The 23,847-nt window shown below is 36.1% G+C and carries 20 protein-coding genes, 2 tRNA genes and 1 other RNA gene; 19 read left to right on the top strand and 4 right to left on the bottom strand.

The window, feature by feature from the left end; all coding sequences use genetic code 11:
* Nucleotides 1-224 precede the first annotated feature (224 nt).
* The 3 genes from Q5O86_RS07490 to Q5O86_RS07500 are packed head-to-tail and all read left to right on the top strand — an operon-like array spanning nucleotide 225 to nucleotide 4,119.
* Nucleotides 225-1,292 (top strand): ABC transporter ATP-binding protein, encoded by a 1,068-nt coding sequence (locus Q5O86_RS07490; protein WP_302626519.1) that lies wholly within the window; start codon nucleotides 225-227, stop codon nucleotides 1,290-1,292.
* Nucleotides 1,292-3,514 carry a Gldg family protein gene (locus tag Q5O86_RS07495; protein ID WP_302626520.1) on the top strand — a complete coding sequence of 741 codons (2,223 nt, stop codon included), beginning with the start codon at nucleotides 1,292-1,294 and terminating at the stop codon, nucleotides 3,512-3,514. The genes Q5O86_RS07490 and Q5O86_RS07495 overlap by 1 nt, the downstream gene beginning before the upstream one ends.
* A complete protein-coding gene (locus Q5O86_RS07500; RefSeq protein ID WP_302626521.1) occupies nucleotides 3,514-4,119 on the top strand; it encodes a DUF4340 domain-containing protein in 606 nt (201 codons plus the stop codon). The genes Q5O86_RS07495 and Q5O86_RS07500 overlap by 1 nt, the downstream gene beginning before the upstream one ends.
* A 44-nt stretch (nucleotides 4,120-4,163) precedes the next feature.
* Here Q5O86_RS07500 and Q5O86_RS07505 read toward each other — a convergent pair.
* Both Q5O86_RS07505 and Q5O86_RS07510 read right to left on the bottom strand, forming a co-directional pair.
* Nucleotides 4,164-4,248: transfer RNA gene (locus Q5O86_RS07505), tRNA-Leu, on the bottom strand.
* Nucleotides 4,249-4,322: 74 nt separating this feature from the next.
* Nucleotides 4,323-4,407: transfer RNA gene (locus Q5O86_RS07510), tRNA-Leu, on the bottom strand.
* A gap of 158 nt (nucleotides 4,408-4,565) precedes the next feature.
* Between Q5O86_RS07510 and Q5O86_RS07515 the strand changes: the two genes are divergently transcribed.
* The 5 genes from Q5O86_RS07515 to rnpB all read left to right on the top strand — a co-directional run bounded on the left by Q5O86_RS07515 (nucleotide 4,566) and on the right by rnpB (nucleotide 10,123).
* Nucleotides 4,566-5,573 (top strand): deoxyguanosinetriphosphate triphosphohydrolase, encoded by a 1,008-nt coding sequence (locus tag Q5O86_RS07515; protein ID WP_302626522.1) that lies wholly within the window; start codon nucleotides 4,566-4,568, stop codon nucleotides 5,571-5,573.
* Nucleotides 5,574-5,594: 21 nt separating this feature from the next.
* On the top strand, nucleotides 5,595-7,355 hold the full coding sequence (gene dnaG / locus Q5O86_RS07520) for a DNA primase (RefSeq protein ID WP_302626523.1): 1,761 nt from the start codon (nucleotides 5,595-5,597) through the stop codon (nucleotides 7,353-7,355).
* Between the two features lie 22 nt (nucleotides 7,356-7,377).
* The gene (locus Q5O86_RS07525) at nucleotides 7,378-8,055 is read left to right on the top strand and encodes a class I SAM-dependent methyltransferase (RefSeq protein ID WP_302626524.1); all 678 of its coding nucleotides are present in this window, start codon (nucleotides 7,378-7,380) and stop codon (nucleotides 8,053-8,055) included.
* A complete protein-coding gene (locus tag Q5O86_RS07530) occupies nucleotides 8,048-9,703 on the top strand; it encodes a nucleoside kinase (protein ID WP_302626525.1) in 1,656 nt (551 codons plus the stop codon). Before Q5O86_RS07525 ends, Q5O86_RS07530 begins: the two co-directional genes overlap by 8 nt.
* A 74-nt stretch (nucleotides 9,704-9,777) precedes the next feature.
* An RNA gene (rnpB, locus tag Q5O86_RS07535) (RNase P RNA component class A) lies at nucleotides 9,778-10,123 on the top strand.
* 6 nt (nucleotides 10,124-10,129) lie between these two features.
* On the opposite strand, the gene Q5O86_RS07540 is transcribed toward rnpB, so the two are convergent.
* Complete coding sequence (locus tag Q5O86_RS07540) at nucleotides 10,130-10,951, bottom strand: purine-nucleoside phosphorylase (RefSeq protein WP_302626526.1); 822 nt, start codon at nucleotides 10,949-10,951, stop codon at nucleotides 10,130-10,132.
* A gap of 195 nt (nucleotides 10,952-11,146) precedes the next feature.
* Here Q5O86_RS07540 and pyrB point away from each other — a divergent pair, with 195 nt between their 5' ends.
* The 4 genes from pyrB (at nucleotide 11,147) to Q5O86_RS07560 (ending at nucleotide 13,289) form a co-directional block, all read left to right on the top strand.
* Nucleotides 11,147-12,061 (top strand): aspartate carbamoyltransferase, encoded by a 915-nt coding sequence (gene pyrB / locus Q5O86_RS07545; RefSeq protein WP_302626527.1) that lies wholly within the window; start codon nucleotides 11,147-11,149, stop codon nucleotides 12,059-12,061.
* The gene (locus tag Q5O86_RS07550; protein WP_302626528.1) at nucleotides 12,062-12,502 is read left to right on the top strand and encodes an aspartate carbamoyltransferase regulatory subunit; all 441 of its coding nucleotides are present in this window, start codon (nucleotides 12,062-12,064) and stop codon (nucleotides 12,500-12,502) included.
* Nucleotides 12,503-12,604: 102 nt separating this feature from the next.
* On the top strand, nucleotides 12,605-12,919 hold the full coding sequence (locus Q5O86_RS07555; RefSeq protein ID WP_302626529.1) for a zinc ribbon domain-containing protein: 315 nt from the start codon (nucleotides 12,605-12,607) through the stop codon (nucleotides 12,917-12,919).
* 1 nt (nucleotide 12,920) lies between these two features.
* The gene (locus Q5O86_RS07560) at nucleotides 12,921-13,289 is read left to right on the top strand and encodes a DUF2085 domain-containing protein (protein WP_302626530.1); all 369 of its coding nucleotides are present in this window, start codon (nucleotides 12,921-12,923) and stop codon (nucleotides 13,287-13,289) included.
* A gap of 62 nt (nucleotides 13,290-13,351) precedes the next feature.
* Here Q5O86_RS07560 and Q5O86_RS07565 read toward each other — a convergent pair whose 3' ends face one another.
* On the bottom strand, nucleotides 13,352-14,662 hold the full coding sequence (locus tag Q5O86_RS07565; protein WP_302626531.1) for an HlyC/CorC family transporter: 1,311 nt from the start codon (nucleotides 14,660-14,662) through the stop codon (nucleotides 13,352-13,354).
* A gap of 179 nt (nucleotides 14,663-14,841) precedes the next feature.
* Here Q5O86_RS07565 and Q5O86_RS07570 point away from each other — a divergent pair, with 179 nt between their 5' ends.
* The 7 genes from Q5O86_RS07570 to Q5O86_RS07600 all read left to right on the top strand — a co-directional run bounded on the left by Q5O86_RS07570 (nucleotide 14,842) and on the right by Q5O86_RS07600 (nucleotide 23,845).
* Complete coding sequence (locus tag Q5O86_RS07570; protein WP_302626532.1) at nucleotides 14,842-15,198, top strand: TIGR04086 family membrane protein; 357 nt, start codon at nucleotides 14,842-14,844, stop codon at nucleotides 15,196-15,198.
* Between the two features lie 112 nt (nucleotides 15,199-15,310).
* Nucleotides 15,311-15,451 carry a six-cysteine ranthipeptide SCIFF gene (gene scfA, locus Q5O86_RS07575; protein ID WP_021952875.1) on the top strand — a complete coding sequence of 47 codons (141 nt, stop codon included), beginning with the start codon at nucleotides 15,311-15,313 and terminating at the stop codon, nucleotides 15,449-15,451.
* 78 nt (nucleotides 15,452-15,529) lie between these two features.
* Nucleotides 15,530-16,891, top strand: coding sequence for a thioether cross-link-forming SCIFF peptide maturase (gene scfB / locus Q5O86_RS07580; RefSeq protein ID WP_302626533.1), 1,362 nt, complete (start codon nucleotides 15,530-15,532; stop codon nucleotides 16,889-16,891).
* An 18-nt stretch (nucleotides 16,892-16,909) separates the two neighbouring features.
* On the top strand, nucleotides 16,910-19,159 hold the full coding sequence (secD, locus tag Q5O86_RS07585) for a protein translocase subunit SecD (protein WP_368074755.1): 2,250 nt from the start codon (nucleotides 16,910-16,912) through the stop codon (nucleotides 19,157-19,159).
* Nucleotides 19,160-19,231: 72 nt separating this feature from the next.
* Nucleotides 19,232-20,986 (top strand): single-stranded-DNA-specific exonuclease RecJ, encoded by a 1,755-nt coding sequence (gene recJ, locus Q5O86_RS07590; RefSeq protein WP_302626534.1) that lies wholly within the window; start codon nucleotides 19,232-19,234, stop codon nucleotides 20,984-20,986.
* 68 nt (nucleotides 20,987-21,054) lie between these two features.
* A complete protein-coding gene (locus Q5O86_RS07595; protein WP_302626535.1) occupies nucleotides 21,055-21,579 on the top strand; it encodes an adenine phosphoribosyltransferase in 525 nt (174 codons plus the stop codon).
* A gap of 1 nt (nucleotide 21,580) precedes the next feature.
* Nucleotides 21,581-23,845: a bifunctional (p)ppGpp synthetase/guanosine-3',5'-bis(diphosphate) 3'-pyrophosphohydrolase gene (locus Q5O86_RS07600; protein ID WP_302626536.1), complete on the top strand. Its 2,265-nt coding sequence runs from the start codon at nucleotides 21,581-21,583 to the stop codon at nucleotides 23,843-23,845.
* Nucleotides 23,846-23,847: the final 2 nt, after the last annotated feature.

The following is a 23,847-nucleotide window of genomic DNA, read 5'->3' on the forward strand; positions in this document are numbered from 1 at the left end:
CAAAGAAAAAAGACTTAAGGCAGAAAAATGCTTTAAGTCTTTTTTTGTATAAGTGATGAGTAAAAGTACAGTTTGTTAAGTTCACAATTTGAACACAGAAAATACTGGTTTTTATCACAAATATTACTAATTAAAAACACATAAGTAAAATATACTTATTATGTATTGTGATTTTGCGGACAAGAAATTTTATTGCAAATAGTTAACGGATAGGAGGCAGAGAGATGAGTGTTATTGAAATTGAAAATCTCGTCAAAAAATATGGTGATAATGTAGCTGTGGATAATTTGAATTTAAAAATTGAAAAGGGTAAAGTATATGGATTTTTAGGTCCCAACGGCGCAGGTAAATCTACCACAATGAATATTATTACAGGATACATAGGTTCCACGTCAGGAACGGTTAAAATTAATGGATACGATATTTTTAGAGAGCCGGAGAGAGCAAAAAAATGTGTTGGTTATCTGCCGGAAATACCACCTCTTTATCAGGATATGACTGTAAGGGAATATCTTGCGTTTGTAACGGAATTAAAAAAGATTCCTAAGAGAGAGCGGGAAAAAAACATATCTGATGTTCTTGATATGACAAAGACAACGCAGGTTGAAAAACGTCTTATCAGAAATCTGTCTAAAGGATATAAACAGAGAATCGGGATTGCCCAAGCGTTGATTGGTATGCCGGAGGTTATTATATTAGATGAGCCTACAGTTGGTCTTGACCCGAAACAGATTATTGAAATAAGGCAGTTAATAAAAGAGCTTGGGAGATATCATACGGTTATTTTAAGTTCACATATTTTGTCTGAAATAAGCGAAGTATGTGATTATATTTATATAATTTCGAGAGGAAAGCTTGTAGCTGCCGGAAGTGAAAAAGAATTGGTAGAGCAGCTTGCGGGAGAGAATGTTTTAGAGTTGGAAATGAAAGGCGATAAGAGCGAAGCTGTATCTATCATGGAAAGTTTTTCTGAGATTGAAAGCTATAAGATAATGGAAGCGGAAAACAATCAATGTGTGCGGATTAAGGTTGTATGCGATGGAAAAAGAGATATCAGGGATAAGATTTTTTATATGTGTGCGGAAAGAAAGATGCCAATTCTCGAGATGCATTTTAAACAGAAAACGCTTGAGGACATATTTATTGAATTGACAAAAGAGTATGCACCGCCTGAAAAGAAAAAAAGAGCGGTTTTTAGAAAAAAGAGAGAGCAAAAAGTGATTACAGAAGAAGATATTTACGAAGAAGTAGAGGCTTTAAAAAACATATCAGAACAGGAGGAGATTAACTAATGTTTGCAATTTATAAAAAAGAATTAAAATCTTATTTTACATCGGTTATCGCATGTCTCTTTATTGCTGTTACCACATTGATAGCAGGTATATTTTTTGTGTATTACAATTTGCAGAATGGAATGACAAGTATGTACTCAGTGTATCAAAGCCTGTTTATTCTTGTATTTACAGTTCCTATACTGACAATGAAAATTATTGCAGACGAGAGACGATTGAAAACAGACCAATTAATTCTCACTGCACCGGTATCTGTCGGAAAAATTGTTTTTGGTAAATTTTTGGCCCTTGCGACAATATTTATTATTCCGATATTGGTAATGTGTCTTTATCCGTTAATTTTGTCGCAATTTGGGACTATTATATTTAAGACAGCATACACAAACATATTGGGGTTGTTCTTATATGGTCTGGCTTTTATTGCGATAGGTATGTTTATTTCTTCTGTGACAGAGAGTCAGGTAATTTCAGCTATTTTAAGTATTGTAGTATTGCTTCTTGGCTACCTGATGGGGTCTCTCACAAGCATAATATCTTCTGATGGAAATATATTTACGAAAATACTTGGATGTTTTGATTTATATACTCCAATGCAAAATTTTTTAAATGGGATTATTACATTATCTGATGTCATTTATTACATATCGCTTATTATATTGTTTTTATTTCTTACCTGTCAGTCTATTCAAAAGAGAAGATGGGAAATTTCAAAGAAATTTATCGGCACAGGTATTTTCAGCGCCGGGTTTATTGCGGTAGTAGTAGTGCTTGTTGTGTTTTTAAATATGATTGCCGGAAGTGTTACATCAAGAGCAGCATGGGCAACACAGGATATGACAGCAGTTTCGCTTTACTCTATTTCTAATGATACAAAGAAGATGTTAAAAGATTTGGACAATGATATTACTTTTTATGTAATGTCATCAGAAGCGAATGCAGATGCAACAGTAAAAAAGACATTAGAAAGATATCAAACAAATTCTAAGCATATTCATGTGGAATATAAAGATACAACGAGATATCCTAACTTTTATAAAGAGTTTACAGATACAGCGCCGACAGCAGGAAGTATTATCGTATATAATGACAAAACAAAAAAATCAAAAGTTGTAGATTATAATGATATATATATTTCGGATAATTATTCTTATTATTATTCAGGACAGTCAGGTGCATCATCTTATGATTGTGAAGGGCAGTTAGACAGTGCTATTGCTTATGTAAGAACAGAGAATACATATAAAATTTATCAAGTGGAAGGACACGATGAAGCGGTTCTTGACACTACAAATTTTGGTACTTTAAATAATCTCACAGATATTATTCAAAAATATAATTGTGAGATAGAGCAGATAAAATTGTTAAGTATGAAATCAATTCCAAATGATGAGTGTTCTGCATTGCTTCTTTTGGGACCAAAAACAGACTATACAGAGGATGAAGCAACTCTTGTAAAAGAATATCTTGCAAAAGGGGGGAATGCAATTATTGGAATTGAAAGTATGGCCAGTATAGGCACAGATAAACCAAATTTTTATTCTATTTTAAAGGAATATAATGTTGAGGTGAAAGCCGGAATAATAGCTGAAAATAATAGTTCCTTTTATGCACCGCAATATGGTCCGTTTTATGCATTTGCGGAGGGAATTACGGGATATGCAACAGGTCTCACAAGTTATGTGTTTACACCATATACCGTGGGGTTGAAACAGATTGACAGTAAAGATAGCAGCATAACATATACAGCACTCGCATCAAGTTCTAAGGATTCTGTTTTAAAGACGAATGCAGCAAATGCAAAGTCCTATGAAAAAGAGAAAGGAGACGAAGAGGGTCCTTTTGACACGGTAGCTGCAGTGACAAAAACAACAGAAGGAAATGATTCCACAGAGGATGAAGAAAAGAAGAAATCAGACAGTTCCAACGAAACGGAGTCCAATATTACGTCCAATATTTTAGTGTTTGGCTCAGTATATTCACTCTCCGATACGATGGATACGCTGGTACAGGGGTCTAATACTCAGATAGTTAATAACGCATTGAAAGAATATATTGATACAGATGTTACAACAATATCGGTACCCGCAAAAAGCCTTACAAGTGATACACTTACAGTTACCGAATCAGGAACAAGATTGTTTGGTATATTACTTGCAGTTGTAGCGCCTGTGATTGTGTTAGCAGCAGGAATTATAGTCTGGGTGAGAAGGAGAAAGTGTTAATGAAAAAGCAGATGAGACAATTTGGTGTGATTGCATGTATATTGCTTGTGTGTATTATTGTATATTTTGTTATAAATAATCAGTTTGCAAAAGCTGAAAAGGACAAAGAGAGTGCAGATAAAATCGTTGCCTTTACTTTGCATGATTACAAGGAAATCAAAGAGATATCGTATGTGCATGAAAATAAAGTGATAAAGCTGAAACAAGAAAATAAGAAATGGAGCATATTAGGGGACGAAAAAGCAAAAATAGACAGTGATGTTGTAGAGAAAGAGATGTTGTCTAAGTTGGTGGAAGTAATTGCCAAAGAAAAAATTGAGAGTGTAAGCCATGAAGAAGATTATGGATTTATCAAATCAGATGATGAAATGGCAGCTTCGACCAATACAATTAGAATCGTGGATAAGGATGAAAAAGAACTTGTCGTTTATATTGGAAATGCAAATCCGTATGATGAGTCTCTGTATTATATGATGGTAAAAGGGGATGAAAATGTATATGTCATTTCATCAGATATTGTTGATGGTTTTTCTAAGTCCGTTGAAGATATAGAGGAAGAGACGACAACAATGGAAGAAACCACCACGACGAATCATGAAAAATAATGCGATATAATAAAGATAAAAGGGACTTGAAAAAGTCCCTTTTATGCAGTTGATGGGACTTGAACCCACACCCAAGTAATATGGACATGAACCTGAATCATGCGCGTATGCCAATTCCGCCACAACTGCCTGTAAGTTAAAGATGATGTTATATAGTATAGATAAAATGGAAGCCTTTAAGACTTCCATTCTATACATACTAATGCGGAAGATGGGACTTGAACCCACACAAGCGCAATGCTTACAAGATCCTTAGTCTTGCTCGTCTGCCAGTTCCGACACTTCCGCATACGTTTTAAACGCAAGAAAAATATTACCATAATAATGAAATTGTGTCAACACCTTTTTGTAAAAAGTTTTATCACCCTTTTATATTATATAAAATTGTTGTATAATACTCACAGAAATAACGATAGTGGAGAGGGACCGTTTTCGGAGGGGATTTCATGAATATCAGAGAAAAAAATGAAGCGTTAGAAAAACAATATCTTAGTCCTTATGCATCACTGAGCAGCGAGAGTCTTGGAAGAGACAGGGAAGAAGTACAGTGTGATATCAGAACTGTGTATCAAAGAGACAGGGATAGGATTATTCATTGTAAAGCATTTCGGCGCCTAAAGCATAAAACACAGGTGTTCCTGGCTCCGATGGGGGACCACTATCGTACACGTCTTACGCATACGTTAGAGGTATCCCAAATTGCCAGAACGATAGCAAAGTCCCTTGATTTAAATGAAGATTTGACAGAGGCGATTGCCCTTGGTCATGATTTGGGGCATACGCCTTTTGGTCATGCAGGGGAGAGGACATTGAATCAGGTTTGCAGTTTTGGATTTCAACATTATAAACAGAGTATTCGGGTGGTTGAAGTCTTAGAAAACAACGGAAATGGATTAAATCTTACAAAAGAGGTCAGAGATGGCATTTTAAATCATAGAACCAGTGGGAATCCATCGACCTTAGAGGGGAAGGTGGTAAGATTATCTGATAAAATTGCGTATATTAATCATGATATTGATGATGCAATCAGAGGCAGGATTATCAGCGAAAAGGATTTGCCTGCGGCGTATACAGAGGTACTGGGGAATACTACAAAGAAACGTCTGGACAAGATGGTGCATGATATTGTGGTAAATAGTTATGAAAAGAGTGATATCTCTATGTCAGAGGCAGTGGGAAGTGCCATGATGGGACTTAGAAGTTATATGTTTGAGCATGTTTATACAAATCCATGTGCTAAAAGTGAGGAAGAACGTGCCGCGGAAATGCTAAAAGTACTTTTTGATTATTTTTTACATCATGTGGGCGAGATGCCGGAAGAGTTTATTTATTTGATACAGGAATGTGGAGAACAGGAAGAACAGGTGGTGTGTGATTATATTGCCGGAATGAGCGACCAATTTTCCGTTGCTACTTTTGAAAAGATTTTTGTTCCGAAATCATGGACGATGTGATGTCAGAAACGGGAGGACAGTGTGTTTTATTCAGAAGATATTATTGAGCAGGTGAGAACAGAAAACGATATTGTTGATGTGATAGGTGATTATGTAAAATTGCAGAAAAAAGGAAGTTCTTATTTTGGTTTATGTCCTTTTCACAATGAAAAATCACCTTCTTTTTCTGTGTCTCCTCATAAACAGATGTATTATTGTTTTGGATGTGGAGAAGGTGGAAATGTCATTTCTTTTCTTATGAAATACGAGAATTATACCTTTATTGAGGCAATGGAATTTTTGGCGGAGAAAGCCGGGATTGAGCTTCCCAAAATGGAATATTCAAAAGAGGCACGTCGGGAAAAAGATTTAAAGACCAGGATTATTGAAATAAATACAGAAGCAGCGAAATATTATCACTATCTTTTAAAGACAGAGAGAGGAAAAACAGCATATAACTATTTGGCAGGACGTGAATTATCTAATGAGACTATTGTAAAGTTTGGTTTGGGATATTCTGATAAATATAGTAGTAATTTATATCAGTATCTAAAGAAAAAAGGGTATAACGATGGAGAATTGAAAGAGACAGGATTATTTACCTTTGATGAAAAGCGGGGAGTCACCGATAAATTCTGGAACAGGGTAATGTTTCCCATTATGGATGCCAACAACAGAGTTATTGCTTTTGGTGGACGTGTTATGGGGGAGGGAAAACCGAAATATCTCAATTCCCCTGAAACAAAGGTGTTCGATAAGAGCAGGAATCTATACGGATTAAATGCAGCAAGGAGTTCACGAAAAGATTATATGCTTATCTGTGAGGGCTATATGGATGTCATCAGTCTGCACCAGGCAGGGTTCAATAATGCGGTGGCAGCGCTTGGTACAGCATTTACTTCCAGGCATGCGGTACTTATTAAGCGGTATGTTAAAGAAGTTGTGCTGACATTTGACAGTGATGAGGCAGGTATTAAGGCAGCACTGAGAGCGATACCTTATCTGAGAGATGCAGGTCTTGCCGTGAAAGTTTTGAATATGAGACCATATAAAGACCCAGATGAATTTATCAAGGCACTGGGCAGGGAGGCATACGAAGAAAGGATTAAGAATGCTTCCAATTATTTTATTTTTCAAGTGGGAGTAGAACAGAAAAAGTATAACCTTTCAGATCCTCAGGAGAAGACTGCGTTTCATAAAAAAGTGGCAGAGATGCTTTTAGATTTTAAGGATGAAATAGAACGGGACAATTATCTCCAGGCAATTTGTGATGCTTTTCATATTCCGAGAGAGGGATTATCAAAATTAGTAAAAAAAACAGGTCTTACTTATGTGGGAAAAGAAGATAAGATGAATGATGAACCTAGGATAGCTGCAAAGGTGAAAAAAGAAGATGCATCCGTACAGGCACAGAGAATCTTATTGGCATATCTGCTTGACAGACAAAACTGGTTTTACAGAGTCGCAGAAGTAATATCTCCGGATGATTTTATTGATGAATTTTATAAAAAAGTTGCCAGTTTGTTTTGGGAACAGATGGAGCGGGGAGAGGCGAATCCGGCTCAGATTATGAATTATTTTAGTGAGGAATCGGAACATAAAAAAGTGGCAGAATTATTCGTTTCACCGATTCGGGCGAACTTGGATTTGAGTGAACAGGAAAGAGCTATCAATGATGCTGTTTATAAAATAAAAAAAGAGAGTCTGGATTATAAAGCGGCGGCAGCCACAGACATTAATCAGCTTCAAGGTATTATCAAAGAACAGAGCAGACTGCAAAAAATTCATATCACACTAAATTAGTGTTATGCGAGAGGGATAGAAGATGTTGTCAGAGAGATTAAAGACGGTAGCAAAAATGGTTACGAAAGGAAATATCGTTGCAGATATAGGCACAGACCATGGGTATGTGCCTATTTATCTTATAGAAAATAATATTTGTGAAAGAGCATATGCTATGGACATCAATGAAGGTCCGATTGATATTGCACGGAACAATATAGAAATAAGAGGGTTTGGAGATAAGATAAAGACTATAAAATCAGATGGAATGGATAAGTTAGAAGATTTTATGGCACAGAGTGTGATTATCGCCGGAATGGGAGGAGATTTGATTGTAAATATTCTTTCGAGAGGAGAAAATATTCATGGTATCGAAGAATTGATTTTATCTCCTCACAGACGTGTGGATTTGGTGAGAGATTATCTTATTGTCCATAACTGGGAAATTATAGATGAAAAAATGTTAGTGGACGGTGGAAAATATTATACGGTTCTTAGGGCAAAAACTGCTCAAAAAACGACAGAATATAGTGAGGTGGAAAAAAAGTATGGTAAAATACTGTTGGGAAAGAAAGATAAAGTTTTAAAACAGTTTTTAGAAAAAGAATATACAAAATTTGAACATATATTGAATACAATGAAAAAGAGCAAAAGTAAAAACATCGTTCAGATAGAACAAGTGCTTAGTTTAAACAGGGAGGCATACAGCATTTATGATTAATGTTAATATTGGAAATGTCACATATGAATACGAGGATGGAACAACCATATATGAGATTGCAAAAGAGTTTAGGAAATTCTATGAATATAATATTATATTGGCAGTGTGTAACGGAAAATTATGTGAATTATCTAAAGTTTTGACGGAGAGCTGTACAATAAAGTTTGTGACAACAGCTAGCCATATCGGAAATGAGTGCTATAGAAGAAGTGTTACATTTATGATGTTAAAGGCTTTTTATAAAGTGGCAGGAAGGCAGAATGTAGATAAGATATCTGTTCAACATTCCATCAGCAAGGGATATTATTGCAAGGTTTACGGAACCGTAAAAGTAGATGATTTCTTTGTGAGGCAGGTAAAGGAGGAGATGAGAAATCTCGTAAAAAGAGATATTTTAATTACAAAGGAAGCATTATCCGCCTCAAAGGCTATCGAAAAATTTGGACGATATGGTATGAAGGATAAAGAGCATCTCTTAAAATACAGAAGAGCATCGACTGTAAAGGTATACAAAATAGAGGGGTTTGAGGATTACTTTTATGGATATATGGCATATTCTACCGGAGAATTGAAATATTTTGACCTGATACCTTATGATGAGGGATTTGTACTGCAATTGCCCGTCAAAGAAAATCCTGTAATTGTTCCGGAATTTATTCCTCAAATAAAGATTTTTAATGTATTAAAAGAAACTACTTCGTGGGCGGGAAAACTGGGAGTTTCCACAATCGGCCAGGTTAACGATAAGATAACAAATGGAACAATTAATGATATAATGCTTGTCCAGGAAGCGCTTCAGGAGAAAAAAATTGCAGATATTGCAACAGATATTGCATCAAAGAAAAATGTTAAGGTGGTTATGATTGCAGGACCGTCTTCTTCGGGAAAAACTTCATTTTCTCATAGATTGTCAATACAGCTGATGGCTCAGGGGTTGAAGCCGCATACCATTCCTGTAGACAGTTATTTTGTCAATAGAGAAGATACACCTTTAGACGAAGAAGGAAAAAGGGATTATGAAGTGCTTGAAGCGTTGGATGTGGAATTTTTTAATGAGCAGATGACAGCGCTTTTATTGGGAGAACTGGTTGAATTGCCGGATTTTGATTTCGTGGTTGGAAAAAGGGTTTTTAATGGGAAATATTTACAGTTAGGCGAGGAGGACGTTTTAGTCATAGAAGGGATACATTGTCTCAATGATGCTATGTCTTACAGTTTGCCTATGGATAAGAAATACAAGATATATGTCAGCGCTCTGACGCCTTTGAATGTTGATGAACACAATAGGATTGCAACATCCGACTGGAGACTTCTGAGAAGAATTGTAAGAGATGTGCGGACAAGAGGAACTTCTGCGGAGAGTACAATTGAAATGTGGAAACGTGTCAGGAGAGGGGAGGAAAATAATATTTTTCCGTATCAGGATAGCGCTGACGCAGTATTTAATTCCGCTATGGTGTATGAATTATCAGTGTTAAAGACATATGCAGAACCGGCATTATTTAGTGTGCCGGAGGGGACAAATGAATATCTTGAAGCAAAAAGACTATTGAAGTTTTTAGATTATGTGTTGGCGCTTCCAAAAGAGAATATACCTAAAAATTCTATATTGAGTGAGTTTGTCGGTGGAAGCATTTTTCCGGTATAAAATGGAATGAGATTGACGCATCAGTAAATAAAAATCTTGAAAATATAGAAGTGTTGTGATAATTTAGATAATTGTGAGTAAGACAGATAATCGCTGCTGCTATTGCCGAAAGGACGCAGGAGAGGAAAGTCCGGGCTTCACAGGGCAGGATGCCGGTTAACGGCCGGTGGAGGTGACTCCCAGGAAAGTGCAACAGAAATAAAACCGCCTTTGAAAGGTAAGGATGAAATGGCAGTGTAAGAGACTACCGCTTTGGTGGTAACATCAAAGGTCAATGTAAACCCCATCTGAAGCAAGACTGAGCAGAAAGCATATGGTTGCCCGCCAGCTTTCGGGTAGGTCGCTTGAGCGTATTGGTAACAATACGCCTAGATAGATGATTATCCACGACATAACCCGGCTTACAGTCTTACTCACTTTGTAGAATTAAATGGAAATTACGATTTGTTTTACCAATTTGCAGAATTTATCACTTGCTTTTGATGCAATGATACCAACTTCTTCATCACTTAAAGGCTGTCCGGTAATTCCGGCAGCTTTATTTGTTATACAGCTGATGCCGCAAACCTGAAATCCACAGTGGACAGCTGCCATTGCTTCACAGGCTGTACTCATTCCCACAGCATCGGCGCCCAGAGTTTGGTATGCGCGAATTTCTGAAGGAGTTTCATAATTGGGACCTGTTGTCTGAAGAAAAACACCTTGTTTTAAATCCAAATGAATATCTGAAGCAATCTGCATAATTTTTTTTCTTAAATTTTTGTCATATACATCCGTCATATCCGGAAAACGGGTTCCCAGTTTTTTTATATTTTCTCCTATTAATGGTGATGGAATAAAACAGGAGATATGGTCTTTGATTAACATTAAATCCCCGACATTTAAATGTTCGCTAATCCCGCCTACGGCATTGGAGAGTATCAATTTTTGAGCGCCTAACATGCGCATTAATCTAATTGGAGCCACAACTTCATTCATAGTATAACCTTCATAGTAATGAAGGCGCCCCTGCATGGCTACAATGGGTACATCTTCAATATATCCGAAAATAAATTGTCCTTTATGCATTTCATTGGTAGTGACAGGAAAGTTATCAATATCAGAGTAGCTGATGGAATGTTTTATATCAATAAAATCACATAATCCATCTAATCCCGAGCCTAATACGATAGCAATTTTCGGGGAAAAGTGAATCCTTTCTCTTATGGCATTTAAGTAATCGCATAAATTCTTATATTCAGTGCTCATATAATCTCCAATCTTTTATAAAATAAACTTTTATATAATTATATCAGAAATATAAAATAATATATAGAATTTAAGTGTTAAAAAGATAAAAAACAGAAGTGATTCTCTTGAATAATTATACTGAATCGGGTATCATCTTAATAGCAAAAAAATGCACACAGAAATTTATAGAATAAAATACGAATGGAGGGTGAAATGAGACATTTAATTAGTCCATTGGATTTTACGGTAGAAGAATTGGATACACTTTTAAATCTTGCCGACGATATCGAAAAAAATCCTCAGAAATATAAAGAGAGTTGTAGAGGTAAGAAACTGGCTACTCTTTTTTATGAGCCAAGCACAAGAACAAGACTAAGTTTTGAGGCAGCGATGATGAATTTAGGCGGTAATGTATTGGGATTTTCCGAGGCAACATCAAGTTCCGCTTCGAAAGGAGAGAGCGTATCCGATACCATTCAGATTATCTCCTGTTATGCTGATATCTGTGCTATGCGGCATCCGAAAGAAGGAGCGGCGTTTGTGGCGGCAAGAAAATCAGGAATCCCTGTTATCAATGCGGGAGATGGAGGACATCAGCATCCAACACAGACATTGACTGATTTGCTTACGATTAAATCGTTAAAAGGGAGATTGGACAATATAACAATTGGACTTTGTGGTGATTTGAAATTTGGCAGAACGGTTCACTCATTAATCAATGCATTGTTAAGATATGAAAATGTTAAATTTGTTCTTATTTCACCAAGTGAGCTGAAAGTTCCGAAATATATCATAGAAAATATAGAAGCAGCGGGAGCAGAGTATGAGGAAGTGACAAAGCTTGAGGATGTAATCGGAACGCTTGATTTATTATATATGACAAGAGTTCAGCGCGAACGTTTTTTTAATGAGGAAGATTATATCCGTTTAAAAGACAGCTTTATATTGGACAAAAAGAAAATGTCCCTGGCAAAAGAGGATATGCTTGTACTGCATCCACTGCCAAGAGTAAATGAAATATCCGTAGAAGTAGATGACGACCCGAGGGCGGTTTATTTTCAACAGGCACAATATGGTGTATATGTCAGAATGGCACTTATTTTAACATTATTGGAGGTGGAAGTATAGATGCTGCATATAGATGAGATTACAAATGGATTTGTGTTGGACCATATTCAGGCGGGACGTGCCATGGCTATTTATCATTATCTTAATTTAGACGATTTGGACTGTCAGGTTGCTATTATAAAAAATGCCAGAAGTGGGAAAATGGGAACAAAAGATATTATAAAAGTGGAAGGTCCTTTAGATATTGTTGATTTTGACATTTTAGGCTTTATTGACCACAATATTACCGTAGACATCATTCGTGAAGGGAAATTAATAGAAAAGAGAGAGTTAAAACTTCCTGAAAAGATTGTGAATGTATTACACTGTAAGAATCCGAGATGTATTACATCCATTGAGCAGGAATTAGACCATATTTTTGTACTGACGGATAAAAAGAAAGGCTTTTACAGCTGTCAATATTGTGAAGAACAACAGGGAAAATTATGGGAAAAATTATAATACATATTTTGACAAAATATTCTGTTTGTATTGAAATCAAAACAATATATGGTATAATTTGAGAGTAAATATTCTATAATAAAATACAGGAGGAAGAAAGATATGTATTGTAATAGTTGTGGAAAAGAAATTGATGACAATGCAGTAGCATGCCCAAACTGTGGAGCTGCTACAAAGAACACAGCAGATAATAGTGCACCTGTAACAGATAATGGTGGATTTGGCTGGGGATTGTTGGGATGTTGTATCCCTTTGGTAGGTTTGATTTTATTCCTTGTCTGGAAAGATTCAAAACCTAAGACAGCAAAGGCTGCCGGTATTGGAGCATTAGTAAGTGTAGGTATTTCTGTTGTTTATTACATAATTATGATTGTAGCAGGAGTAAGTTTTGGAGCATTTTCAGCTTTAGGTATGTAATGTGAAAACATGGCTGTGTAAATGGCTTCCGATAGTATTTGGATGTCATCAGAGACCGGAACGTTCCTTTTTTGTGAAAGGAAAACAATTTCCCCTATGTGCCAGATGCACAGGGGAATTATTTGGAATTATATTGACTCCATTTTTATATTTTCTGCTTAGCAGATTACCGGTTTGGGTATTTTTTATAATGTTGATACCTCTTATAACAGATGGCATGATACAGGCGAGAACAAACTATGAAAGTGATAACATAAAGCGTGTTTTTACCGGATTATTTTTTGGAATTGGTCTGGCGATGTTGTTTATGTTATCCTCTCAATATTGTTTTGCAGTCGGATTCGATTATGGGAAAAACCTAATGAAATAATTTACATAATAAAAGGAGCAGTGACTGCTCCTTTTATTATACGTTGAAATCAGAGAAAAAAATTATTCCTCAGTAATTTCAGATTCTGTATTATCTTGTTCTAAATTAGATTCTTCTTTAGGCTCAACAACGACTTTTACTAAATCAATTCTTTTGTCGTCCATTTTAATAACAGTAAGCCGGCAGTTATCAATAGTGACACAATCTCCTTTATTTGGGAGTCGGTCCAGATGTTCAATAATAAGTCCGCCAAGCGACTCATAATCTTCAGAGTCAATATTGGTCTCCAGCTGATCATTAAAATCATCCAGATTAATTGAACCTTCAACGATATACTCGTGGTCACCAATTTGTCTTAAAACCTGTTCTTCTGCTTCGTCAAATTCATCATGGATATCACCGATGATTTCCTCCACAATATCCTCTAATGTAATGAGCCCTTCACATTGTCCGTATTCATCTAAGACGATACACATACCGGGTTCCTTATTCCTCATTTCAATCAGAAGGTCGTTCAGTTCTTCTTTTTCGTGAGTGTAATAAGGTTCACGCATAAGCTTTCTGATATCAAAAGTAGAATTATCAACCTCATTTATAATCATGTCTTTTATATTGATAATTCCTACAACATTATCGGTATCCTCCTTGTAGACTGGCATTCGAGTGTATTTATCTTCCTTTATTACGTCTAACAATTCGTTATAAGTAATATCAATAGGAACCATTGTAATGTCAATCTTTGGAATCATAATATCCTTTGCACATGTATCTCCAAAGTCAAATACGTTATTAATCATATCAAATTCATCTTCTTCAATGATTCCTTCTTCCTGACTCACACCAACTATGGTACGGAGTTCATCTTCTGTAATAGAAGCGGAATTTAAATTAATGTTGACACGGAATATTTTAAGCATAAAACTCGAAAATACATTTAAGACAAAAATAAAAGGTGTAAGAATTATCATAAAAAATCTTACATATTTTGCATATGCAAGAGCCATAGACTCTGCATGAATCGTAGCAATTGTCTTAGGAATTATTTCTCCGAAAATAATAATTGTAAGCGTGAGCAGACCGACACCGATACTCACAATCCAGCTTACATGAAAAACATTCTGCGTAAATATTGTTGTGAGAGACGAGGCTGCTATGTTGACAATATTATTGCCAATTAGAACCGTACTGAGCATTTTTCTGGAGTTTTCTAATACTTTATCCAGAATCACAGCTTTTTTATTACCGTCGTCAATCAACATTCTTAAACGTACTTTGTTGACTGTGGTAAGAGCAGTTTCGGCAGAAGAAAAAAATGCCGAGAATAATAATAAAATTAATAATATGCATAGCAAGGCTATGTCACTGGGTCCCATAAAGTTCTCCTTATAAAAAATATTCCAGGTTTTGCCTGTTAGCAATGATTGTACAAAAACATTATATTAAAGTCAAGAATCCGTAATAAAATATACGTTCAACAAATATAAATTATTATATAAAAATATTTAAATAGTAAGGGGAAAAGCCGGTTGGTAAAATCACCGGCAGGTAGAGTATGAAAAAAGTAATAATGACATTGTTGAAAGAAACATTGGCGGAAATGATAATAAGTGCAATATTACTGGCAGTGGTATCCTTTATTGTACTTAAAATTTCTCCATCTCTGTCTACAGTAAAAACTTTAATTCTTGTAATATATGGAATATCGTGTTTTTGCGGTGGGATTATTATGGGAAAAGTCATGGAAACAAAGAAATTCTTATGGGGAGCGCTTGCCGGAGTTGTCTATTTTGCAATTATTATAGCGGTAGCATTTATTGCAAAAGGAAATGTTTCAGCCGGAACTGTAGGAATTGTGTCGGGAATTATTGTATCAACCGGTGCCGGAACAATAGGAGGAATGATTAGCTGAAAAACCGATAAAGAAAACGTTTGAAAAAATAGTATATTGTGTTATAATAGCGTAAGAATTGTGCTTATTTTACATAAATTGCAATGGCACAAAAAAGATTTGGAGGATTACCATGAAACATATTAAGACATTAAATGCAAAAACATTAAAGGACACAATGAAAAAAGGTGGTTGTGGTGAATGTCAGACATCATGCCAGTCAGCATGTAAGACATCATGTACAGTAGGAAATCAGACTTGCGAAAACAAATAGGAAAATAGTATCACAGATTATTATAACAGAGCCGATTTTCGACTCTGTTATAATGCGTTAAAAAGGGAGGACATTACAGTGATTCATCAGTACAAAAGTAATGGATATAATATTGTAATGGATGTTAACAGTGGAGCAGTCCATGTTGTTGATGATGTTACATATGATGTCATTGCTTTATATGAGGAACTGGGAGCGGACGAAATAATAGCAAGGTTACATTCAACGTATAATGAAATGGAAATCACAGAGGCTATTGAGGAAGTAAACCAGTTAAAAGAAGATGGACAGCTGTTTACCCAGGATATTTATCAGCCATTTGTTGAAAAGTTTAAAGAGACGCGTCAGACCGTTGTAAAGGCTTTATGTCTTCATATCGCCCATGATTGTAACCTGGCATGTAAGTATTGTTTTGCAGAAGAAGGGGAGTATCATGGACGAAGAGAGCTGATGAGTTTTGAGGTCGGAAAGAAAGCACTTGATTTTCTTGTGGCAAATTCAGGAAACAGAGTGAATCTGGAGGTTGACTTTTTTGGTGGGGAGCCACTTATGAACTGGGATGTAGTGAAGCAGTTGGTAGAGTATGGCCGCTCATTGGAGGAAAAAAATAATAAAAAATTCAGATTTACTTTGACAACCAATGGGGTACTTCTCAATGATGAGATTATGGAATATCTGAATAAGGAGATGTCAAATGTTGTCTTAAGTCTTGATGGAAGAAAAGAAGTAAATGACAATATGAGACCTTTCCGGACAGGGAAAGGGAGCTATGATTTGATTGTTCCAAAGTTCCAAAAGCTTGCAGAAAGCCGTAATCAGACGGATTATTATGTGAGAGGTACATTTACGAGAGATAATCTTGATTTCTCAGAGGACGTAAAACATTTTGCCGATTTGGGATTTAAGCAGATGTCGATTGAGCCTGTCGTGGGTCCGGAAGAAGACCCGTATTCCATAAGGGAAGAAGATTTGCCTGTAATTATGGAAGAGTACGATAAGCTGGCTCTTGAGTACATAAAAAGGGAAAAAGAAGGAAAGGGCTTTAATTTTTTCCATTTTATGATTGATTTAAACCAGGGACCGTGTGTTTACAAGCGATTGTCAGGATGTGGTTCCGGTACAGAATATCTTGCTGTTACACCATGGGGAGATTTTTATCCATGTCATCAGTTTGTCGGAAACGAAGAGTTTCTGATGGGTAATGTTTCTGATGGTATTGTCAGGGAGGACTTGATTACAAAGTTTAGTAATTGCAACGTGTATTCAAAAGAAAAATGCAAAAACTGCTTCGCGAGATTTTACTGCAGCGGAGGTTGTGCTGCAAATTCATATAATTTTCATGGCACAATTAATGATGCTTATGATATTGGATGTGAAATGCAGAAAAAAAGGGTGGAATGCTCAATAATGATAAAAGCGGCATTGGCAGATGCCGACTAGTAGGAAAGAGGTTATAAGATGAAAATTAGAATGAACAAAACAAAGGGAATGATATTCTTTATACTTTCTCTTGCCGTAATGGCATTTGCCGGTTACGTTATTATGTTTGGCATAGGGGACCGTGGACAGGCTAAGTATATTACACAGGGTCTCGACCTTAAAGGTGGCGTAAGTATCACATACCAGGTAGCAAAAGAAGATAGAAATAAGTTAGACAGCAATACTTTAGAAGCTACAAGAGGAAAACTGGAAAAGAGAATCCATAATTTTAGTACAGAGGCTACAGCATATAAACAGGGCGATGATAGAATTACAGTTGAAATTCCCGGCGCTTATGATGCAGATAAAGTTCTCGAAGAGTTAGGAAAACCGGGTTCACTTTATTTCTGTACAAAGGCAGATTCAGAACCAACGAAAGAACAGTTGGAAAATAAAGAATATATTCAGTTGAAAGATACGCCAAACGGACAGCATGATGGATATTATCAGGTATGGCTTACCGGAGAGAGCGTTTCAGATGCAGTTGGACAGGCCAGAACAAATGAAAATACAGGTAAGATTGAAAACGTAGTTTCACTTCAGTTTAACAGTGAGGGTACTACAGCTTTTGGTGATATGACATCACAGCATGTCAACGATACCTCCTATATTATTTATGACGGTGAGGTTTTAAGCTATCCGACAATCAATCAGGCAATTACAGGTGGACAGGCTGAAATTTCAGGAAATTTCACTCTCGAAGATGCACAGACATTGGCTTCCAACATCAAGATTGGTTCTCTTGATCTTTCATTGGATGAATTAAGCCATAGTGTACAGAGTGCACAGTTAGGTAATGATGCATTATCAAAGAGTATTAAAGCCGGTATTATCGGTTTTATCATTATAATTATTTTCCTGTTAATTGTTTACAGACTTCCGGGTCTTGCAGCAGGTTTTGCTTTATTCTCATATTTGGAATTAATGCTTCTCGCATTAAATGGATTTGATTTGACATTAACACTTCCGGGTATCGCGGGTATTATCCTGAATATAGGTATGGCGGTTGACGCTAACGTTATTATATATGCCCGTATTAGAGAAGAGATAGCGGCAGGAAAGACAGTAAAGAGTGCTATTAAGATAGGATTTAAGAAAGCCACATCAGCGATTGTCGATGGAAATATTACAACATTGATTGCGGCGTTAGTTCTTCTCTGGAGAGGTTCAGGAACCGTTCAGGGATTTGCAATGACTCTTGCAATTGGTATTTTTATCCAATTATTTACCTCACTTGTTATTTCAAGAGGTTTAGTATGGATGTTATATTATATGGGATTCCAGAATCCTGTATTCTACGGTAAAGAAAAAGTTAAAAAGACAATCAAGTTTGTAGAAAGAAAAACAATTTGTTTCGCTATTTCTATTTTGATTATTGTAGTAGGTCTTGGTTCAATTATTGTTAATTCTGCAAAGGGAGACGGAGCATTTAACTTAAGTATCGAATTTAAGGGCGGTTCTTCTGTAAGCGTACAGTTTGATAAGGATTATACAATTGATGAGTTTAATGATGAAATTAAACCGGAAATAGAAAAGTTACTTGGAACAACAGATGTTCAGGGACAGAAAGATACAGCTACAAAGGGATTATTCTCAATTAAGACAAAGAAGTTAGAAGGAGAAGAAATGACTAACTTTAAGAAGCTTTTAATTGATAAATACCAGGCTGTTGATGATAAACAGAATTTTAATGATACAGAAATTTCAGATACGATTAGTTCGGAAATGAGAAGAGATGCTGTTGTTGCTACAATTATTGCGACAATCTTCATGTTGATTTATATCTGGTTCAGATTTAAGAACGTACATTTTGCCCTTGCTGCTGTTATTGCATTGGTTCATGACGTACTTATCGTTGTCGGTTTCTATTCATTGTCAAGGGTAACAGTAGGTACTACATTTATTGCCTGCCTTCTTACAATCGTAGGTTACTCAATTAATGCTACAATCGTTATTTTCGACAGAATCAGAGAAAATAAGGCTGTAATGAAGCGTGGCGAGACAATGATTGAAAAGATTGACCAGAGTATTACACAGACTCTCACAAGAAGTATTTACACTTCATTAACGACATTTATCATGGTATTTATGATATATGTAATGGGTGTATCATCAATCAGAGAATTCACATTGCCATTAATGGTAGGTATCGTTGCAGGTGCTTATTCATCAGTATTTATTACAGGTGCATTATGGTATGTAATGAAAGGTAAGAAATACGATAAATAGTTAAAGTTTTAGAAACGGTATCACCTATCGGGTGATACCGTTTTTGTGATTGTAATTATAAAGGATATAATTATGAGAGAAAAATGGTTTTTGCAGACAAAACGTGCAGATTTCAATAGAATAGCGGAAAAATATAAGGTTAGTCCTGTGATTGCAAGAATAATACGAAACAGAGACATTATAGAAGATAAAGATATCTATGAATATTTGAATGCCGATATATCTCATATAGGTTCGCCGTGGCTTTTTAAGGATATGGATAAGGCAGTAGATATCTTGAGAATAAAAATAAGCCAGGGAAATAAAATAAGAATTATATGTGATTATGATGTTGATGGCATTACGTCGGGCTATATTCTTCTAAGAGCTTTAAGAGAGAGAGGAGCATATATCGATATTGTTGTTCCTCATCGTATAGAGGATGGGTATGGTATCAATGAAAAGCTGATAAAAAAGGCATTTGATGATGATGTGGACACGATTCTCACATGTGATAACGGAATTGCCGCATATCATCAGATTCAATATGCGAAAAACCTCGGAATGACAGTGATTGTGACAGACCATCATGAGGTACCTTTTGAGGAGCAGGAGGGAATGAAAAAGTATTTGATACCGAATGCAGATGCAATAATTAATCACAAACAACAGGATTGCAGCTATCCGTTTAAAGAATTATGTGGAGCAATGGTGGCTTATCAGCTGATTTCAGCACTTTATGAATCTATGGGAGTGGGAAATAATGAAGTGAGGAAGTTTCTGCCTTATGCTGCAATCGGAACGGTGTGTGATGTTGTAGAATTAAAGGGAGAAAATAGAACGGTTGTTAAATTGGGGATGGAAGAGTTAAAGCACTCTAAAGATATTGGTATAAATACTTTGATTGAAGAATGTAAATTAGATAAGAATCATCTAAATTCCTTTCATTTTGGGTTTATTATAGGACCATGCTTAAATGCCAGCGGAAGATTGGACACAGCAAAATGTGCCATTGAATTATTAGACTGTCAGGATAGTGTGAAAGCAGAGCGATATGCGAAAAAGCTTGTGGAATTAAATGCAGAGCGTAAAGCTATGACAGATAAAGGGGCAAAAGAAGCAATTCAAATTGCTAAGGATTTAGAGGATAAAGTGCTAGTTATCTATCTTAAAAACTGCCACGAGAGCATTGCGGGAATTATTGCAGGAAGAGTGCGGGAACAATATAATAAGCCGACTTTTATATTAACGGATGCAGAGCAGGGGGTGAAAGGTTCAGGACGTTCCATTGAAGAGTATGATATGTATGCTGAACTGACAAAGGTGAAAGATATACTCTCAAAATTTGGCGGTCATAAAATGGCAGCCGGAATATCATTAGAGAGGGAAAATATAGAGTTATTGAGAAAAAAACTCAATGAAAATTGTAATTTATCGGAAGAAGATTTATATTTAAAAGTGTGGATTGACATGCAGCTTCCGTTAGAATATGTTACAATGGATTTTGTAAAACAATTAGATGTTATAAAACCATATGGAAAAGGAAATGAGAAACCGGTATTTGCCGAAAAAAAGTTAAAGCTTATAAAATTGCAGATTGCAGGGAAAAACAATAACGTGTTAAAAATGGTTTTGGAAAACAGTAATCATTACCGAATGACTGCCGTAAAGTTTAATAGTGCGCAAAATTTTATGACATATATGAGAGAAATGTTTGGAGAGGAAGAAATCAATAAAGCGTTACAGGGAATAAAAAATAATATTGAATTTATGGTTACATATTATCCTGAAATCAATGAATATCATGGAAGAACCAATTTACAGATTGTTATAGACAGATTTTGTTAAGAAAAGTCTGGTATTTTTAATGAACAAATCTGAGAAAAAAATATATATTATTTAAAGGAGATGATAAAATGCATGAAGTAGAAAAGTACATAAGGAGTATACCTGATTTTCCGGAACCGGGTATTATATTTAGAGACATCACAACAGTTATGCAGGATGCTGAGGGTTTTAAAATAGCAATTGATGCTATGGTAGAGAAAATAAAAGATTTAGATTTTGACCTGGTAGTGGGATTAGAAGCGAGAGGATTTGCCTTTGGAACTCCGATTGCATATGCTGTAAATAAGGGATTTATACCTGTCAGAAAAAAAGGAAAGCTGCCATGTGAAACTATCTCCCAAAAATACGATTTAGAGTATGGTTCCGCTGAGATTGAAATGCATGTGGATGCGATTTCTCCGGGACAGAAAGTTGTCATTGCGGATGATTTGATTGCCACAGGAGGTACTGTAAAGGCTGCAATCGACTTGGTTGAAAAATTAGGAGGAGAGGTAGCAGGCTGCGTCTTCCTGATGGAGTTGGCAGGACTTGAAGGAAGAAAGAAACTTGAAGGTTATAGAGTAGATGCCGTTGTAACATATGAAGGGAAATAATATGAACGACGTAAAGATTGAGAATCATGGTGTCATTCCAAAGGAGCAGGAACAGGCGACTCCGGAGGAGCTGTATGCCAGACTGATAGAAAAAATTAAACATTATCATCCCTCGGCAGATGAGTTGCAGATGATAGAAAAAGCATATAATTTTGCAAAATCATCTCATGGGGTGCAGAAGCGCAAATCGGGTGAGCCTTATATTATCCACCCGCTTCACACAGCATTAATTTTAGCCGATTTAGAGTTGGATAAAGAGTCTATTATGGCGGGACTTCTTCATGATGTGATGGAAGACACTGCCGCTACGAGAGAGGTAATGGTGCGTGAATTTGGTGAGGAAGTAACAGATTTAGTAGATGGTGTTACAAAGCTGACGCAATTAGATTATGATGCTGACAAGGTAGAAGAACAGGCGGAAAACCTGAGAAAGATGTTTCTTGCTATGGCAAAGGATATCAGGGTTATTCTTATAAAGCTTGCAGACAGGCTTCACAATATGCGTACATTACAGTATATGACGCTTGAAAAACAAAAGGAAAAATCAAGAGAGACGATGGATATATATGCTCCGATTGCTGACAGACTTGGTATTTCTAAAATTAAGATAGAGTTAGATGACTTGGCACTCAGATATTTAGAGCACGATAAGTATAATGAATTGGTTGCAGGTGTTCACGAGAGGTTAGAGCATAGAGAAGAATTTATGAGCAATCTGATTGCCGAAGTGGCGGGGCATATCGAAAAGGCGGGAATAAAAGCTACAATAGATGGTCGTGTAAAGCATTATTTTAGTATATATAAGAAAATGACAATGCAGAATAAAACATTGGACCAGATTTATGATGTATTTGCGGTTCGAATTATTGTGGATAGTGTCATGGAATGTTATGGTGCGCTTGGAATCATACATGAAAAATATACGCCGGTTCCCGGAAGATTTAAGGATTATATTGCCATGCCAAAGCAAAATATGTATCAGTCTCTGCACACCACATTGATTGGTCCGAATGGTCAGCCTTTTGAAATTCAAATCAGGACATTTGAGATGCATAAGACTGCGGAATATGGTATTGCCGCGCACTGGAAGTATAAGGAGAATATTACCGGTGACAGTGATAATGAAGAACAAAAAATCAGCTGGCTCAGACAGATTCTGGAATGGCAGAGAGATTTGTCTGATAATAGAGAGTTTTTGAATCTATTAAAAGATGATTTAAATATGTTTTCAGAGAGAGTTTACTGTTTTACCCCAAATGGAGATGTGAAAAATCTGCCAAACGGTTCTACGCCGATTGATTTTGCGTATAACATTCACAGTGCGGTAGGAAATAAGATGGTTGGAGCCAGAGTAAATGGAAAGATGGTCAATATTGACTATAAAATCCAAAATGGTGACAGAGTGGAGGTTATTACTTCAAATAACTCTACAGGTCCGAGTATGGACTGGTTGAAAATTGTTCAGAGTACACAGGCAAAAAATAAGATTAATCAGTGGTTTAAACAGCAGAATAAGGAAGAAAATATCCTTAAAGGGCGTGAACTTCTTGACAAATATTGTAAGTCAAAGAACATTGTTATGTCTGATATATTGAAACCGGAATACATGGAAAGGGTAAGGCTGAAATATAGTTACAAGGAATGGGATTCTCTTGTGGCATCGATTGGTCATGGAGGCTTAAAAGAAGGACAGATTGTCAATAAGTTAGTGGATGAGTACAATAAGGACCATAAGGTCGAGATGACAGATGAAGATGTATTAAATGAAGCAAATTCCTCGAAGCCGCAAAATAGAAAAAACACGTCGAAAAGTGGTATTATTGTTGAGGGAATGGATGATGTGGCAGTGCGGTTTTCCAAATGCTGTAGTCCGGTTCCGGGAGATGAGATTGTAGGCTTTGTTACAAGAGGACGTGGGGTTTCCATTCATAGAACAGACTGTGTTAATATCATGAATTTACCTGATATTGAGAGGGGAAGACTGATTGAGGCAAGCTGGGCTGCGGATGAATCTGAGCAGGATGGAAAATATATGACGGAAATTGTTATTTATGCCCATAACCGCGTAGGTATTCTCACAGATTTATCTAAAATATTTACAGAAAAAAATATTGATGTAAACAGCATCAACAGCAGAACAAGCAAAGCGGATATTGCTACAATTGCTATGACTTTTGCAATTCAGGGAACAGAAGAGTTAAATAGTCTGATTGCAAAAATCAGAACTATTGATTGCATTATAGATATTGAAAGAACGAGTAGTTAACA

Source organism: uncultured Eubacterium sp. (genome assembly GCF_937958975.1).
In the GTDB taxonomy this organism is placed as follows: Bacteria; Bacillota; Clostridia; order Lachnospirales; family Lachnospiraceae; genus Eubacterium_G.

Excerpts from the sequence above, each read along its gene's own strand:
- Q5O86_RS07490 (WP_302626519.1), top strand. The coding sequence starts at position 225 with ATGAGTGTTATTGAAATTGAAAATCTCGTCAAAAAATATGGTGATAAT.
- Q5O86_RS07495 (WP_302626520.1), top strand. The coding sequence starts at position 1,292 with ATGTTTGCAATTTATAAAAAAGAATTAAAATCTTATTTTACATCGGTT.
- Q5O86_RS07500 (WP_302626521.1), top strand. The coding sequence starts at position 3,514 with ATGAAAAAGCAGATGAGACAATTTGGTGTGATTGCATGTATATTGCTT.
- Q5O86_RS07515 (WP_302626522.1), top strand. The coding sequence starts at position 4,566 with ATGAATATCAGAGAAAAAAATGAAGCGTTAGAAAAACAATATCTTAGT.
- Q5O86_RS07525 (WP_302626524.1), top strand. The coding sequence starts at position 7,378 with ATGTTGTCAGAGAGATTAAAGACGGTAGCAAAAATGGTTACGAAAGGA.
- Q5O86_RS07530 (WP_302626525.1), top strand. The coding sequence starts at position 8,048 with ATGATTAATGTTAATATTGGAAATGTCACATATGAATACGAGGATGGA.
- Q5O86_RS07540 (WP_302626526.1), bottom strand. The coding sequence starts at position 10,951 with ATGAGCACTGAATATAAGAATTTATGCGATTACTTAAATGCCATAAGA.
- pyrB (WP_302626527.1), top strand. The coding sequence starts at position 11,147 with ATGAGACATTTAATTAGTCCATTGGATTTTACGGTAGAAGAATTGGAT.
- Q5O86_RS07550 (WP_302626528.1), top strand. The coding sequence starts at position 12,062 with ATGCTGCATATAGATGAGATTACAAATGGATTTGTGTTGGACCATATT.
- Q5O86_RS07555 (WP_302626529.1), top strand. The coding sequence starts at position 12,605 with ATGTATTGTAATAGTTGTGGAAAAGAAATTGATGACAATGCAGTAGCA.
- Q5O86_RS07565 (WP_302626531.1), bottom strand. The coding sequence starts at position 14,662 with ATGGGACCCAGTGACATAGCCTTGCTATGCATATTATTAATTTTATTA.
- Q5O86_RS07570 (WP_302626532.1), top strand. The coding sequence starts at position 14,842 with ATGAAAAAAGTAATAATGACATTGTTGAAAGAAACATTGGCGGAAATG.
- scfA (WP_021952875.1), top strand. The coding sequence starts at position 15,311 with ATGAAACATATTAAGACATTAAATGCAAAAACATTAAAGGACACAATG.
- secD (WP_368074755.1), top strand. The coding sequence starts at position 16,910 with ATGAAAATTAGAATGAACAAAACAAAGGGAATGATATTCTTTATACTT.
- recJ (WP_302626534.1), top strand. The coding sequence starts at position 19,232 with ATGAGAGAAAAATGGTTTTTGCAGACAAAACGTGCAGATTTCAATAGA.
- Q5O86_RS07595 (WP_302626535.1), top strand. The coding sequence starts at position 21,055 with ATGCATGAAGTAGAAAAGTACATAAGGAGTATACCTGATTTTCCGGAA.
- Q5O86_RS07600 (WP_302626536.1), top strand. The coding sequence starts at position 21,581 with ATGAACGACGTAAAGATTGAGAATCATGGTGTCATTCCAAAGGAGCAG.